The 13,664-nt window shown below is 43.8% G+C and carries 14 protein-coding genes; 4 read left to right on the top strand and 10 right to left on the bottom strand.

Annotated elements, in window-relative coordinates; genetic code table 11:
• Nucleotides 1–23 precede the first annotated feature (23 nt).
• Complete coding sequence (gene yyaC, locus R50345_RS25880; protein ID WP_042131035.1) at nucleotides 24–551, bottom strand: spore protease YyaC; 528 nt, start codon at nucleotides 549–551, stop codon at nucleotides 24–26.
• A gap of 143 nt (nucleotides 552–694) precedes the next feature.
• Between yyaC and R50345_RS25885 the strand changes: the two genes are divergently transcribed.
• A complete protein-coding gene (locus R50345_RS25885) occupies nucleotides 695–919 on the top strand; it encodes a DUF1128 domain-containing protein (RefSeq protein ID WP_042131036.1) in 225 nt (74 codons plus the stop codon).
• A gap of 82 nt (nucleotides 920–1,001) precedes the next feature.
• Here the strand turns inward: R50345_RS25885 and R50345_RS25890 are convergent, their stop codons facing one another.
• The 4 genes from R50345_RS25890 to R50345_RS25905 form a co-directional block, all read right to left on the bottom strand.
• Nucleotides 1,002–2,006: an asparaginase gene (locus tag R50345_RS25890; protein WP_042131037.1), complete on the bottom strand. Its 1,005-nt coding sequence runs from the start codon at nucleotides 2,004–2,006 to the stop codon at nucleotides 1,002–1,004.
• Between the two features lie 360 nt (nucleotides 2,007–2,366).
• On the bottom strand, nucleotides 2,367–3,203 hold the full coding sequence (locus R50345_RS25895) for a sugar ABC transporter permease (RefSeq protein ID WP_042131038.1): 837 nt from the start codon (nucleotides 3,201–3,203) through the stop codon (nucleotides 2,367–2,369).
• Nucleotides 3,200–4,504 (bottom strand): sugar ABC transporter permease, encoded by a 1,305-nt coding sequence (locus R50345_RS25900; RefSeq protein WP_042131039.1) that lies wholly within the window; start codon nucleotides 4,502–4,504, stop codon nucleotides 3,200–3,202. Before R50345_RS25900 ends, R50345_RS25895 begins: the two co-directional genes overlap by 4 nt.
• A gap of 19 nt (nucleotides 4,505–4,523) precedes the next feature.
• Nucleotides 4,524–5,858, bottom strand: coding sequence for a sugar ABC transporter substrate-binding protein (locus R50345_RS25905; RefSeq protein WP_052414743.1), 1,335 nt, complete (start codon nucleotides 5,856–5,858; stop codon nucleotides 4,524–4,526).
• Nucleotides 5,859–6,312: 454 nt separating this feature from the next.
• Here R50345_RS25905 and R50345_RS25910 point away from each other — a divergent pair, with 454 nt between their 5' ends.
• The 3 genes from R50345_RS25910 (at nucleotide 6,313) to R50345_RS25920 (ending at nucleotide 9,166) form a co-directional block, all read left to right on the top strand.
• Nucleotides 6,313–8,073 (top strand): glycoside hydrolase family 13 protein, encoded by a 1,761-nt coding sequence (locus tag R50345_RS25910; RefSeq protein WP_042132488.1) that lies wholly within the window; start codon nucleotides 6,313–6,315, stop codon nucleotides 8,071–8,073.
• A 106-nt stretch (nucleotides 8,074–8,179) separates the two neighbouring features.
• Nucleotides 8,180–8,689 (top strand): YtxH domain-containing protein, encoded by a 510-nt coding sequence (locus R50345_RS25915; protein WP_042131040.1) that lies wholly within the window; start codon nucleotides 8,180–8,182, stop codon nucleotides 8,687–8,689.
• A gap of 144 nt (nucleotides 8,690–8,833) precedes the next feature.
• Nucleotides 8,834–9,166 carry a DUF5665 domain-containing protein gene (locus R50345_RS25920; RefSeq protein WP_042131041.1) on the top strand — a complete coding sequence of 111 codons (333 nt, stop codon included), beginning with the start codon at nucleotides 8,834–8,836 and terminating at the stop codon, nucleotides 9,164–9,166.
• Between the two features lie 215 nt (nucleotides 9,167–9,381).
• On the opposite strand, the gene R50345_RS25925 is transcribed toward R50345_RS25920, so the two are convergent.
• The 5 genes from R50345_RS25925 to R50345_RS25945 all read right to left on the bottom strand — a co-directional run bounded on the left by R50345_RS25925 (nucleotide 9,382) and on the right by R50345_RS25945 (nucleotide 13,616).
• Entirely contained in the window at nucleotides 9,382–10,152 is a 771-nt protein-coding gene (locus tag R50345_RS25925; protein ID WP_042131042.1) for a sigma-70 family RNA polymerase sigma factor, read from the bottom strand.
• Nucleotides 10,149–10,601 carry an anti-sigma B factor RsbW gene (rsbW, locus tag R50345_RS25930; protein ID WP_042131043.1) on the bottom strand — a complete coding sequence of 151 codons (453 nt, stop codon included), beginning with the start codon at nucleotides 10,599–10,601 and terminating at the stop codon, nucleotides 10,149–10,151. The genes R50345_RS25925 and rsbW overlap by 4 nt, the downstream gene beginning before the upstream one ends.
• A gap of 18 nt (nucleotides 10,602–10,619) precedes the next feature.
• Complete coding sequence (locus R50345_RS25935) at nucleotides 10,620–10,958, bottom strand: STAS domain-containing protein (RefSeq protein ID WP_042131044.1); 339 nt, start codon at nucleotides 10,956–10,958, stop codon at nucleotides 10,620–10,622.
• A gap of 99 nt (nucleotides 10,959–11,057) precedes the next feature.
• Nucleotides 11,058–12,728 carry a response regulator gene (locus R50345_RS25940; RefSeq protein WP_042131045.1) on the bottom strand — a complete coding sequence of 557 codons (1,671 nt, stop codon included), beginning with the start codon at nucleotides 12,726–12,728 and terminating at the stop codon, nucleotides 11,058–11,060.
• A 21-nt stretch (nucleotides 12,729–12,749) separates the two neighbouring features.
• Nucleotides 12,750–13,616: a CheR family methyltransferase gene (locus R50345_RS25945; RefSeq protein WP_042131046.1), complete on the bottom strand. Its 867-nt coding sequence runs from the start codon at nucleotides 13,614–13,616 to the stop codon at nucleotides 12,750–12,752.
• Between the last annotated feature and the right edge of the window lie 48 nt (nucleotides 13,617–13,664).

The raw sequence follows: 13,664 nt of genomic DNA on the forward strand, positions 1-13,664 counted from the left end.
TCCTTGAAACCGGCATCGTATTCTTAATACCCAATTCCAAACCCTTTTGCTGCTGCGGCGGCAATTTGTTCAGCCATAACCATAACTCTATGTAGTGGAGTCGTCTGCAGCGTCCGATAGGGTTTTGGACCGTTGATATCTACAATCGCCGCCAAGCTATAATGCCCCACTGCGGGAAGGCAAGCCCCCACTGATTGTGCTGGCTGAAGCGGCTCATTCGAAACGAAGAAATAACCGAGAGCTACTGGTGGTCCTAGGCAGGCATCCACAGCAATAATGATATGCTCCGATGGAATCTCAGCTACTCTGGCCATCAAGTTATCTGCATCGCAAGGAGATGGCAACGTACCGATTACGTGTGGAAAGCCATATTCCAGAAGTTTGCTCCCTGTTAACGGACCGAGGGCATCACCTGTAGAACGATCCGTTCCGATACACAGAAATGTGACTTTCTCAGCGGAATGCAGTGCAGCAATTTCCATAAAAAAGGACACTAATCCTACATCGTCCAATTTGCTTCGTTTTCCGCTTCCTTGTTCTCTAATTGCCAATCCCTTTCCTCCCTTCGATGATATTTTTGATTTCATGCCTTTAATTTAACATGATTTCTGTGGGCTCGACAAAAAAATGGTGATCAAGCTCACAATCATGGTAAAATACATGGATCAGTATACAGAGAGGATGTTAATAACCAATGGATTTAACACAACCTAGTCAGGAAAATGTTGAATATATGATCGAGGCCATCAAGAACAAGCTGAAAATGGCTAGTGCTGCAGCGATGCAAGCCTCTGCTTTTTCAGTAGATAAATATGAGGATATCTTCGATGTCTATGAGGTAGCCATGAGCAGCGATAGACTCAGTATTTCTCAGGTGGAAGCGCTCGTCTCTGAACTCGGACGCCTACGTCAGAAATAATTGTTCTGCAGGTAAAAAAAGAGCCTCTCGCTTACGTATCCAGAGGATGGATACGTAGTCGAGAGGCTCTTTCCCTATGCGCTTATTTTATGAAATGAAGCTGGAATTCTGTATCGGCATGGCCTACCCGTGTACCACCGTCATTGTAGATCACACCTGAAAATGCATGACGCAGCTTTTCCAAAGTATTTTTCTGACTGTATCCAATCTGATTTAGAATCCCCTGTACAATAAGTCCCCACTCTTCTTCTGATCCATCCAGAATCTTAAAGGCAATACCCAGTCGTTCACGGCGCAAGCCGAAGCAATATACGCCCTTAAATCCACCCTTAGCAATAATATTGTCATCTTCTAAAAGAATTGAATCGAGTCGTCCGTGACCAGAAACCATTTCCGGATGTGCATTCATCGCCGCCGTGATCGTAGAAACCGCCTTGCGGGTAGCCTCGTCAGCAATTAAATGAGGATTGGCTAATTTCAAATACGCGGTCGCCAAAGCTGTCAAAGGCATAGCAAATACCGGCAGACCGCATCCGTCCGTACCTAGGCCAATACTATCTGGGGCTACGCCAGCCATATAAGCAATGGTATCTATAATCTCACGCTGAACCGTTTGCTCCGGCTGTGAGTATTCCTCAAGCGGCAGCCCTTTGAGCTTACTATACGATAAAATCCCCATATGCTTACCTGCACAGTTATGATAGAACTTTCTTTTGCCCGCGCCGCGAATGGCATTCTCTCTACTCGTATAATCCAGAGGATAGCTTGTGGCACATATCATTTGTTGCTCATCGATGCCAATCTTGGTGGAAATGCTCTCAAGCGCAGCAACATGATAGCTCTCTCCACGGTGCGAAGCAGTCATTAGGGCAATCTCAGCGGGTGTAAAACCATAATGCTCCGCGATTCCTCCACGTATGCCTGGAATAGCCTGAAGTGGTTTGGCCGCTGAACGAGTAAAGGATACAAACTCAGGATCACCTGCATATCCCTTCACATCACCATTTTCTCCTACGATGGCAATATGTCCACTATGAACACATTCCAGCAAATCTGACCGATATTCTCGTACTAATACTGTTTCCATTATATTTCTCCTCTTTTCTCATGGTGCTCTATAACTCACAAGGATTTATCAGGATTCTACATTTAATTAATGCTAGAAAATAACCCCGTGCTCCGGGGATTTATTTGTACAGACATACTCCCTTAAGTGTTAGTTCCATGAGGAATTCTACTCCTATTTTCATCATTCTTCAATCCTCTCCACACTAAGAAGATTTTAGAAGCTACACAAAAACAATTACAACAGCAATATATTCCGAATGACAAATGAAGCTTTCAAATAAAAAAAACCACTTCCTCCTCAGAATTTTGATTTTCTGAAAAGGAAGTAGCCTATATGGAATTCGGCACTGCTGTAGTGTGGGAGCATGCACAAATCGATCTATCCCTTGCTTGCACCCGCGGTCAGACCATCCACCAAAAAACGCTGAAGGAAAATGAACAACAGCGTGACCGGCAGAGCAACCAGCACCGCTCCAGCGGCGAACAACGTGAATTCGGTCGAGTTGCTTTGATTCACCATCCGGAAAAGCCCGACAGCTAGCGTCCTCGTCTCTTCCGTACGTAATACAAGGTCAGCGAAAATGAAATCCACAAAGCAGCCGTTAAATATCATTAGACTGGCATAGGTAAGCATTGGTTTGGACAGTGGGATCATTATAGAGAGAAAAACTTTCATATGGCTCGCCCCGTCCATCCGCGCAGCATCTTCCAGACTTTTGGGAATGGTATCAAAAAAACCTTTAGCCACAAATACATTCGTGATAATGGCCCCGCTGCTGTATACAAGCACAAGCGCCCAGTGAGAATTCAGCAGCCCAAGTGTATTCAGCAGCACGTAAACTGCAATCATAGCCATGAATCCCGGAAACATCTGCAGAACAAGGAGCGCGGTCAATGTTGTTTTTCTGCCTGTAAACCGATACCGAGAGATGGCGTACGAAGTCAACAGCAGCAGAAAAGTGCCAAGTAGCGTAGACAGCGCTGCAACCTTTAGCGTATTCATGAACCATATCAAGTATTTAGTTTGCTCAAACAGTTCCTTGTAATGAATGAACGTGAAATTTTTAGGAATCAACGAGTCACTGAACAAACTGTTACCCGTCTTGAATGAAGACATAATAATCCAAAACGCTGGAAAAAGACTAATAAAACTGAGCACAATCAGTAGCAGATGGCTTCCAATCGTTTTAAACGCTTCTGTCAGTTTTGGCTTCATGCAATCATATCCTCCTCTTTGTAGGATCGCGTTCGACGGTAGCTCCAGATGGAGAAGGTCGCTACCAACAGGAAGATGACAATCCCGATGACAGAAGCAAAGCTGTACTGCGACTGGTTAAGCGCCAGTTTGTAGAGCCAAGTCACCAGTAGGTCGGTGTGACCCGCGTACTGGTAGTTTGGATTGACCGGTTCTCCGTTGGTCATTAGGTAAATGACGTTAAAGCTGTTAATGTTACCGGCAAACTGCATGATCAGGATCGGAGCGGTTGCGAACAGCACCATAGGCAGTGTAACCATGCGAAACTTGTAGAATGCCCCAGCTCCGTCCACTTCAGCCGCTTCGTACATATCCCTTGGAATTGTTGTCAGTACCCCAAAGGCCAGGATCATGGTGACCGGAATTCCGATCCACATATTAGCCAGAATGACGGTCGCTTTGGCCCAGAACGGATTAGTCAGCCAAGCCACACCGTCCAGTCCCATAGCTCTTAAATAACTATTAATCGGTCCAAACTGATTATTGAACATATTGCGCATAACGAGCAATGAGATCATATTCGGGATGGCGAAGGGAACAATCAGAAGTGTCCGCCATAGCTTTTTGCACCGAACACGAGGCTGGTGAATAAGCACGGCAATGAGAACACCCCCGATGTAAGTCGTCACGGTAGCAATAATCGCCCAGATCAGTGTCCAAATCAGCACTCCGCTAAAGGTAGAACTCCATACATCCAAACTTAGCATCTTCATGAAATTTCCAAACCCCACCCAATCCACCAGGTGCGCTGGCGGAAGAATCGGATCAGCAAAGTTCGTAAATGCCAAGAGTACTGAGAAAACAAGCGGTAGTATCGTCAGAAAAACAACTGCCACAAAAGGAATTACAAGTACAAGATAAGCAAAATTTTTGCGACCCATATGTCTGAGCGATTCACCAAATGAATGAATTGGCTCTCCTCTGTCGCGTGCCGCTCCAACCAGAAAAGCATCTCTAATGTTCAAAACATGAAAGGCTGAGTAAAAAAGCAGTGCCAACAAAGCAATCAAACCATCGATCATCATAAAAATGGAATGATCGCCTTCCACCATCCGGGTCAGCTTTCCGACCTTGACCATACGACTAGGAAATTCACCGAGTGTGACCAATCCATGTAAATATCCAGTCAGATTAAAGACGATAAAATAGATCCCGACAGCCCCTACCAATAGAAATATTAATCCTTTTAGCCACTGACGGTTATAGAATTGGCCCAGTCCCGGAATAACCGAGAGTAGCGCTGCGCCCTTTTTTTTGTGCATAGGTCAAATCACCCGTCCTTTACTTCGACGCCAGATCGGCCTGAATCGTTGATACGGTCTGATCTAGTGTCTTCTTAACATCAAGACTTGGGTCATTCCACAGGGATACAAATGCTGCCTTTAGCGGGTCCCAAACAGATTTGATTTCTGAGATGGAAGGCATCGGCACGGAGTGTTGGAACTGCTCGAAGAATCCGCTGATAATTGGATCATCCTTGATTTGCGGCGCTTCTCCAGCTTCGATGTTTGCAGGAATAGCTCCCGTCATTTCAAAGTTTTTGAGCTGATTCTCCTTATTGCTTGCAAAGTGTGCAAACAGACGGCCAGCGACCGGATACGCTGTATAGGAATTAACATAATACGATTTGACGCCAGAGAAAGAAATACTGTCCTGTCCGTCAGGTCCTTTTGGAAGCGGAGCCACACCCAGATTAACATGATCCTTGAATGCCGCTACAGACCATGGTCCGTCGATGTTCATCGCCAGTTTACCTTCCTGAAACAATTGGGTCTTAACGTCATAGGTGATATCTCCTGCGTTCAATGGCAGAATGCCCTTTAGGCTTTGAAGAAAGGTAAATCCTTTGACAGTACCTTCGTTATTTAATCCGATATCCTTGGTATTTGTATTGTTATCACCGTAGATGTATCCGCCGAAGCTGCCGATGAATGGATAACTGTAATACCCTACGAATTCCCACATGATCGCAAATTTGTTCTCCTTCGGCTTGTTATACGTGTTGGCAAAAGCAACCACATCATCCCAGGTTTTTGGAGCCTCAGGGATCAGGTCCTTGTTGTAGAAAAGTGCATAGGTCTCTACCGATTTAGGATAGCCGTACAGGATGCCGTCATAAGTCGATGCTTGAATGGCTGTCTCCACCATCGTTGATTTCGTCTCTTCCTCAAACACATCATTAGGCAACAGTAGCCCCGCTTTTACAGCCTGACCGATCTGGTCATGCGGAAGAGTCAGCACATCGGCAGCTAGTTTGGACGGGCCGTCTGTTGCCAGCCTTGCACCCTGATCTCCACCCGCCATTTCCTCCACCTTGACAGGAACACCGTATTCCTTTTCGAAATCAGCGGCTAGCTGCTTCATGTATTCAACCTGCTCCTTGGCTTCCCAGACGGTCAATTTGGCCCCAGCTTCCGCTTTCAGCTCTTCTTCGGCAGGATTTGTCTCATTTGTAGTCTCCGCCGGTTCGTTTACTGCGGAATTCAGGCTTGCGTTCGGTTCTGTTGCAGAGTTCCCATTGCCTGAACCGCAAGCCGTAACGGTCAATGCCAACAGCAGACATAAGACTGTACTAAATGATACCGCTTGCATTTTTGAACGTTTACTCTTCTTCATTTGCTCATCTCCCCTTTTTTCATAAGTGATCCGACGTAACACGCATAAAAAGAAGCATACAAAAAAGGTACAACCTCATTTGCACAAAGTGCCGAGGTTGTACCCTGTCAGGTAACATTGCCTTTAATTTGTATGCGTGTTATGAAAAATCAAGTTCATTCGCCCTCATTCTATAATACCCATAATTTGGATTGCAATAAGAATATAGACCCAAATGGGACGATTTAATAATGTTTTTCAGGTTCTTCCTTATATTTTCTCTTTATTTCAACCGCATACTTAATATTCCATATCGTGGATTTATGTGAAATTATCTCTTGCTTTGATCTTGAGGGGTATGATAAGATTCAGACAAAATTTAAAGGCAATGAAACCGCCAAGGGTTCAACCTCTGAAAATCATGAGGTTGAACCCTTTTTTGCGTTTACTTGCCGCGAAGGGATGGAAATTGAATATGATTCAACCAGAAGCCGTTTATCATCGTATGGGGCAAAATTGGTCATATGCCTACAATGAGTCTACACTGCATATTCGCATTAGAACTAAACGTGATAATGTGTCCCGGATCGATCTTTTATGCGGAGATAAATACGGGTGGGATAAAACCCATGAGATCATTCCTATGCAGATCCTTGCTTCTGATAGCTTATTCGATTATTGGCAGGCTGCGGTCCGTCCTATTTATCGAAGACTCACTTATTACTTTGGACTTTATGATGGAGATGAGGTCCTTTATTATTTGGAAAAAGGCTTCTTCTCAGAACCTCCAGTAATTATATATGAAGGCCTATTCGACTTTCCTTTTTTAAACCGTGAAGATGTACACTCCCCTCCAGCATGGGTGAAGGATGCAGTATTTTATCAAATATTCCCGGAGCGTTTCGCAAATGGTGACCCTACCAATGATCCGGCAGATGTGCTGGAATGGGGTGGCACGCCGAGTCCACGGAATTTCTTCGGAGGCGACTTGCAAGGTGTGCTAGATCATTTAGATTATCTCTGTGAACTGGGCATCACTGCTATATATTTCAATCCTATATTTGAGGCAACTACCAATCATAAATATGACACAAAGGATTATTTCTTGGTGGACCCTCATCTGGGAACCAACGCATTGCTAAAAGAACTTGTAGACGCCTGTCATTCCAAAGGCATTCGCGTCATTCTAGATGGTGTCTTTAATCATTGCGGCCATACCTTCCCTCCATTTGCTGATCTGCTCGCCAATGGGCAATCTTCTCGTTACGCTGACTGGTTTCATGTACGGGAGTGGCCACCACAGGTTGTCGACAAAGTTCCTACCTATGACACGTTTGCTTTTGAGCCTATCATGCCAAAACTCAATACAGAGAATCCTGAGGTCAATGAATATCTTCTGAATGTTGGTCGCTATTGGATTGAGGAAATTGGTATAGACGGCTGGCGGCTTGATGTCGCGAATGAAGTCTCTCATACATTCTGGCGACAATTCCGTAATGCGATCAAAAGCATTAATCCAGAAGCCTATCTCGTAGGAGAAATTATGCATGATTCCTTGCCGTGGCTTCTTGGTGATCAATTTGACGCTGTAATGAATTACCCGCTAACCAATATTCAGATTAATTTCTTCGCTCACGGACAAATCAACGCTGCACAATTCTCTCTATCGATTGCTACTATGCTAGCGAATTACCCTCAGCACATTACAGAGGCTACCTTCAATCTATTAGACAGTCATGATACAACTCGTTTCCTGACCCTTTGCGGCGGTGATGTCCGAAGATTAAAGCTGGCTGTTTTGTTTCAGATGACCTTTCAAGGAGCACCATGCATTTACTATGGCGATGAAATCGGTATGGAAGGTAGCTATGACCCAGATAACCGAAAATGTATGGAGTGGGATCCCCAGAAACAGAATAATGAACTATTCAATTTCTACCGCTGGACGATTGAACTTCGTAAATCACATACAGCATTCCGGAATAGCGGCTTTAAATCGCTGGACATCCCGGATCACCCAAGGCTGCTTGTATATGAGCGTTGGGACGAACATGGCCGTTTCTTAATCGTGCTCAACAATGAAGACTTGATAGTCGACGCCAAGATTCCCTGCCCTGTGGCGCACTCTATATGGGTAAATCTAGAGACGCAGAAACGCACAGAAACTATCACCTCATGTCTCTCTTTGAATCTGCCTGAATTCGGCTACGCAGTGCTCCAAGCCGTTCATCATTAGTCCATAATAAGCGTCTCTCGCAATCTACGCCTTGCTTATCCATTGTTTCAGCCTATACTCCAAAGTTTATATACGAAGTAAGATAACTTATAAGGAGTGATTGGTGATGAGTAACGTAGAACATAAAGTAGAGCATGAAGTAGAAAACGGAAGCAACTTTTTCAAGGGCATCTTTATTGGTAGTTTAATAGGCGCTGCAGCAGCTCTATTATTTGCTCCAAAACCCGGTCGTGAAATGCGCAGTGATCTGTCTGACAAACTTACACTTGCTACTGACAAAACAAAAGAAGTTGCTGGTGTAGTAACTGACAAAACTAAAGCTATTGCCACAACGGTAGGTGAAAAGGCAACCGACCTGGCTAGTACAGTTTCAGTTAAAGCCACGGATATCTACACTACGGTCAGTGACAGCAAACAGCAAATCGCGGCCACCCTTCAAGACGCAGGCAGCAAAATTGGTGACACTGTAAGTGAAGCCTCAAATCATGTAGCCTCTGATGTTAAAGACGCTTCTAAAGAAGTGGCTGACGAAGCCAAAGCATCCTCTAAAGAAATTGCTGATGAGGCTAAAGATGCGAAAGAGGATGTTAAATCTTCTTATAAATCCAGTTATTAAACTGCGGCCATTACACAGCTATATCAAACAACAGCCAGCTGTCCGCAGCTGGCTGTTGTTTAGTTATACCCTCTATAAAGTTTCATCTGATTAAATAGATCCTTAATGAATGCCCGTTCGGGCTACAGAAAGCAGGGGTGCTCCATGGGAGAATCAAATGGCCAAACAAAAACATATGAAATTGATGAACATCCTTTTGAGCTACGACATGAAGTAAAACGCCTAAACCATCGCCTCGATAAGATTGCTGAATCACTGGAGAAATCAGAATTCAAAGATATTCTCGAAAATTACTCCGATCCCAAAAAAAGAATCATCACAAACTTGATGGCCGGCATCTCCCGAGGTCTCGGACTGTCGCTCGGAACATTCGTAGTCCTTGGTGTACTGGGCTATATTCTTAGCCTGTTTCTTGATGTTCCTGTGATCGGTGAGTACCTTGGCGAGATCAAAAAATACATCGATGCAAATAGCTAACAGATGCGTTATCTATCGCCCATCTATCACCTCTCCCCCTTACCCCGCTTGACCGTCTATCCTTTAGGGTTAGACGGTCAAGCGGGGTAAGAGCTTTGTAAAAACATAAAACACAAATAAAGGACATGCTATTCTCCAGGTGCGGAGAGAGGCATGTCCTTATCGTCGAAAAGTGGCGTTCAAATCAAAGTAATGTTTATTACACATAAAGGAGCTCAATAGGATGAGTTAGCCATAATCTGCTTTAACTTCTCAGTGGCCCGCTTCTGTATCCGTGAAACACTCATCTGTGAAACCCCCAGCTTCTGAGCGATTGCCCGCTGGGATTGACCATCTTGGAAGGCTAGTAGCAACACTTGCTGCTCTTGCTCCTTCAATTGTCCTAGTGCTTGCTGAAGATCCATTCGTTTCTCTACCGTCTCGTAATCGTTCGCATCAGAGCTGATAAGCTCCCCTAGCGTAGCTCCAGTCTCCTCTTGGGAAAGTGGTGAATCAAGAGATACGTAATGGTAACATTCTCTGCCTGCCAGTACTTCTACAGTTTCTTCAACAGACAGATCAAGATAATGAGCAATCTCATCGACCGCAGGAGAACGCTCAAGCTTCACTGTAAGTTCATCAATCGCGTGTTGAACAAGCGCTCCTTTTTCTTTAATCCGTCTAGGAACCTGTATGTACCAAGATTTATCACGCAAATAATTCTTCATATGTCCAATCATGCTTTTCATCGCATAGGGCTCAAAAGGGATTCCGAGACTGATATCATATTGCTGCAGTAACCGGATGAGCGCCATTTGCCCGACCTGATATAAATCCTCATACAAGTCGGGGCGATTACGGGAAATTTTCCCGGCAGCCATCTTCACCATAGGCTCATATTTCTGTATCAGCAATGTCGCCTGATCGTTATCCTTGGTCTGCTGATACTCCCAAATTTGGGTGACTGCTTCATTCATGGACTCGGGGGGAGTCACTTTGTCACTCATACTTTCTCCTCGCTAAAATTAAGGTGCTTCTTCAAAGTTACCACCGTCCCTTTTCCGGCTTCACTTACGACACTCACGTCATCCATCAACGCTTGCATTAAGTAGAACCCTAACCCGCCAACCTGAACGTCACTTAACTCCTTATCGTGCAGTGTCATACGTTCATTAGAATTGTCCAAGCCGTCAAAGCTCTCCCCTTCGTCTTTGACTGTAATGGATAAGGAGCTTTCTTCTACCTCAAAAATAACATCTACCACTCCGTCTTTTTGGCCATAAGCATATAATACTGAATTGTTACACGCCTCTGACACTGCCACTTTCATGTCTTCTATATCCTCATAGGTGAAACCCATTTTCGAGGCAATGCCGTATAAATTCAACCTAACAATATCCACATACTCTGCGCTAGCAGGCAACTGAAGAATTACTTTTTGCACATCATCACTCATTCTTTGTTCTATCCTTTCCTAGTGGGAATTCTCTTGGGAGGCAAAAAACTTGGAAATACCAGTCATGTCAAACAGCTTCTGAATTTGTGGAGGAACATCCTCAACCATAAACTTAACGTCCATTCCTTGTCTTGACTTCAAGATCGAAAGTAGAATACCAATCCCTGTGCTATCGATGTATTTTAATTCCTTAAGATTAATAACTAAATCTAGTTTGGTATCTCCTACAAGCGGCTCCATCACCAGGCGGAAATCCGAAGCAACTGATAAATCAAGTTCACCACTCAGGAAAACGGTGCATACATTCCCTTTAGTTTCTGTCTTCGCATGGAACTTGTTACTTTTATGCGTATTCATTAGACGATCTCTCCTGAACAAATATTTTCTATATTAATAACCTTAATGATATACCTTTGAATCAAACAACGTTAAAAAAAACAATTGGTAAATACTAGATTACGCCTGGAAAATAGATATATCAGGTTCAAGTATTACATTGTCATTGCTAGAATATCGAGAAATCATTTGTTTTATACTACTCATCTTCAGCGGTTTGCTGATGTAATCATCCATTCCTGAGGCCTTACAGCGATTCTGAATTCCCTCCATGACGTTCGCCGTCATTGCAATAATAACGGTCTTCTTGGCAGCAGGACCACCCTCTCGCCGAATTTGAGCGGTCGCCTCCAAGCCATCCATCACTGGCATTTGAAGATCCATAAAGATAAAATCATAAGGATGCTTAATTGCCATTTCCACAGCCTGTTGTCCATCTTCAGCCATATCCGCCGCATAGCCCAGCTTATCCAGCATACTGACCATTAGACGCTGATTAATCGGATGGTCATCTACAACAAGGATTCTGCTTCTACCCTCTTGATTTGGAACAGGTTGCATGGATTCCTCTTCTTGATAACCGCCTATCAAATCTTCTCCTGGCATAGATGCCTGAATCGTAAAGATAAAGGTAGCTCCCTTTTCCTCCATCGATTCTACCCGGATTTCTCCACCCATCATTCCGACAAGAGATTTACATATAGCTAGTCCCAGACCTGTTCCCCCATATTTCCGTGTCATAGAAGAATCAAGCTGCGAAAAGGGTTCAAATAATCGGTCACATTTTTCCGGAGAAATCCCAATCCCTGTATCCATGATCGTGAATTCAACTTCCATCTTATGATCAGCAATGCTCTTAATGGAGGCGACTAGATACACCCCACCTTGATTTGTGAATTTAACGGCATTAGCGATCAGATTAATTAGAACTTGGCGTAAGCGAGCCATATCTCCATATAAAAGTCTAGGCAATTTCTGATCAATAAAATACGCGAGTTCCAGGTTCTTCTTTCCCGCTTCAATCGAAAAGAGGCTGAACACCTCTTGAATACAATTTCGGAGTTCAAACAAATGCTCTTCAACTTCCATTTTTCCGGATTCCATTTTAGTAAAATCAAGAATGTCGTTAATAACCGTAATCAACGTGTCGGCACTTTTCCGAATGATCTCCGAATATTCCTTTTGCTCAGAAGTTAGATCCGTCTCCATTAATAGATCGATCATGCCAACTACGCCGTTCATAGGTGTACGAATCTCATGACTCATCATAGCTAGAAATTCCGACTTTGCTTTAGAGGCAATCTCCGCCTCTTCTTTTGCCTTAATAAGCTCACTGTTAATAATTTCTAGTTCTTTCGTCTTTTGCTGCAGCAGCATGGTTTGAGTCTGATGTTTCTTAGTCGTGATGTACATTTCGACAAAGCCTTGTATCTTAGAGTTCAAAATTTGTGGAATGAAAGGCTTGACCATATAATCAATAGCCCCTGCCGAATAGCCCGCGAATAAATGCTCCGCTTCTTTGCTATTGGCAGAGATAAAAATAATCGGAATTTCTTTCGTTTTCTCTCTGGCCTTGATCAATTTTGCAGTTTCAATTCCATCCATACCCGGCATCTGTACATCTAGTACAATGACAGCAAAATCATACCTTAACAAACAGCGCAACGCTTCTTCACCGGAGGTAGCTTTAATTAGCTCGTAATGCTGGCTCTCAAGCACCGCCTCCAGCGCCAGCAAATTTTCAGGACGGTCGTCTACTAGTAGTATATGAATTGGTTCTTGAAACCCCATAGGACCACCCTCCTACATGCGTTATTTTATGTTACGGTATATTTTCTCCACTCTGTCTAAAGATTCATAGCAATCGCTATATTTCGTAAAGTGAATGGACTCTTTGGAGCCCAAAACTAGGATTCCAAAGCGACTCAGACTTTCATGAAACAACCCGTGCACATGATCACGAAGCTCATCATTGAAATAGATCATTACATTTCGGCAGAAAATAACATTAAACTCATTAAAAGAAGTGTCAGTAGCTAAGTTATGCTCAGCAAAAATAATATTTTTGCGTAAATAAGGTTGTAAAATAACGGAGTTATACTTCGCAGTATAGTATTCGGAGAATGCCCGAGTACCTCCTGCCTCCAAATAATTCTTTGTGTATTGCTTCATTCTGCTAATATCATAGACGCCTTCCTTAGCCTGCTGTAAAGAACGCTCATTCATATCTGTGGCGTAAATCCGAGCCTTATCATAAAGCCCCTCTTCATGTAGCAGGATGGCCATAGAATAAACTTCTTCCCCCGTGGAGCATCCAGCATGCCAGATACGAATATAGGGATAAGTTCTTAACAAAGGGACTACCTTCTGGCGAAAAGTTAGAAATAATCCCGGATCCCTGAACATTTCAGTAACAGGAATAGAGAGACTGTAGACAAATCGTTCAAAACAAGCGCGATCATGCAGCACTTTCTCTTGCAGCGCGGATATACTGAGGACATTCTCCGCATGAACATGATGCCAGATACGTCGTTTCAATGAAGGTAACGCATAATTCCGGAAATCATAGCCATATAAACGGTGTACCCCATCAAGAAGCAGCTCAATCTCAATTTGCTCCAGTTCTTCACTTCCCGCCAGAACGGGCTGCTCCTCATATCCGTGTTCTATTGCTTTCATTGTTATCCCGACTCCCTTATCAACACGCCGTACTTTTGAAGAATGGCT

The sequence above is a fragment of the Paenibacillus sp. FSL R5-0345 genome (assembly GCF_000758585.1).
Lineage (GTDB): Bacteria > Bacillota > Bacilli > Paenibacillales > Paenibacillaceae > Paenibacillus_AQ.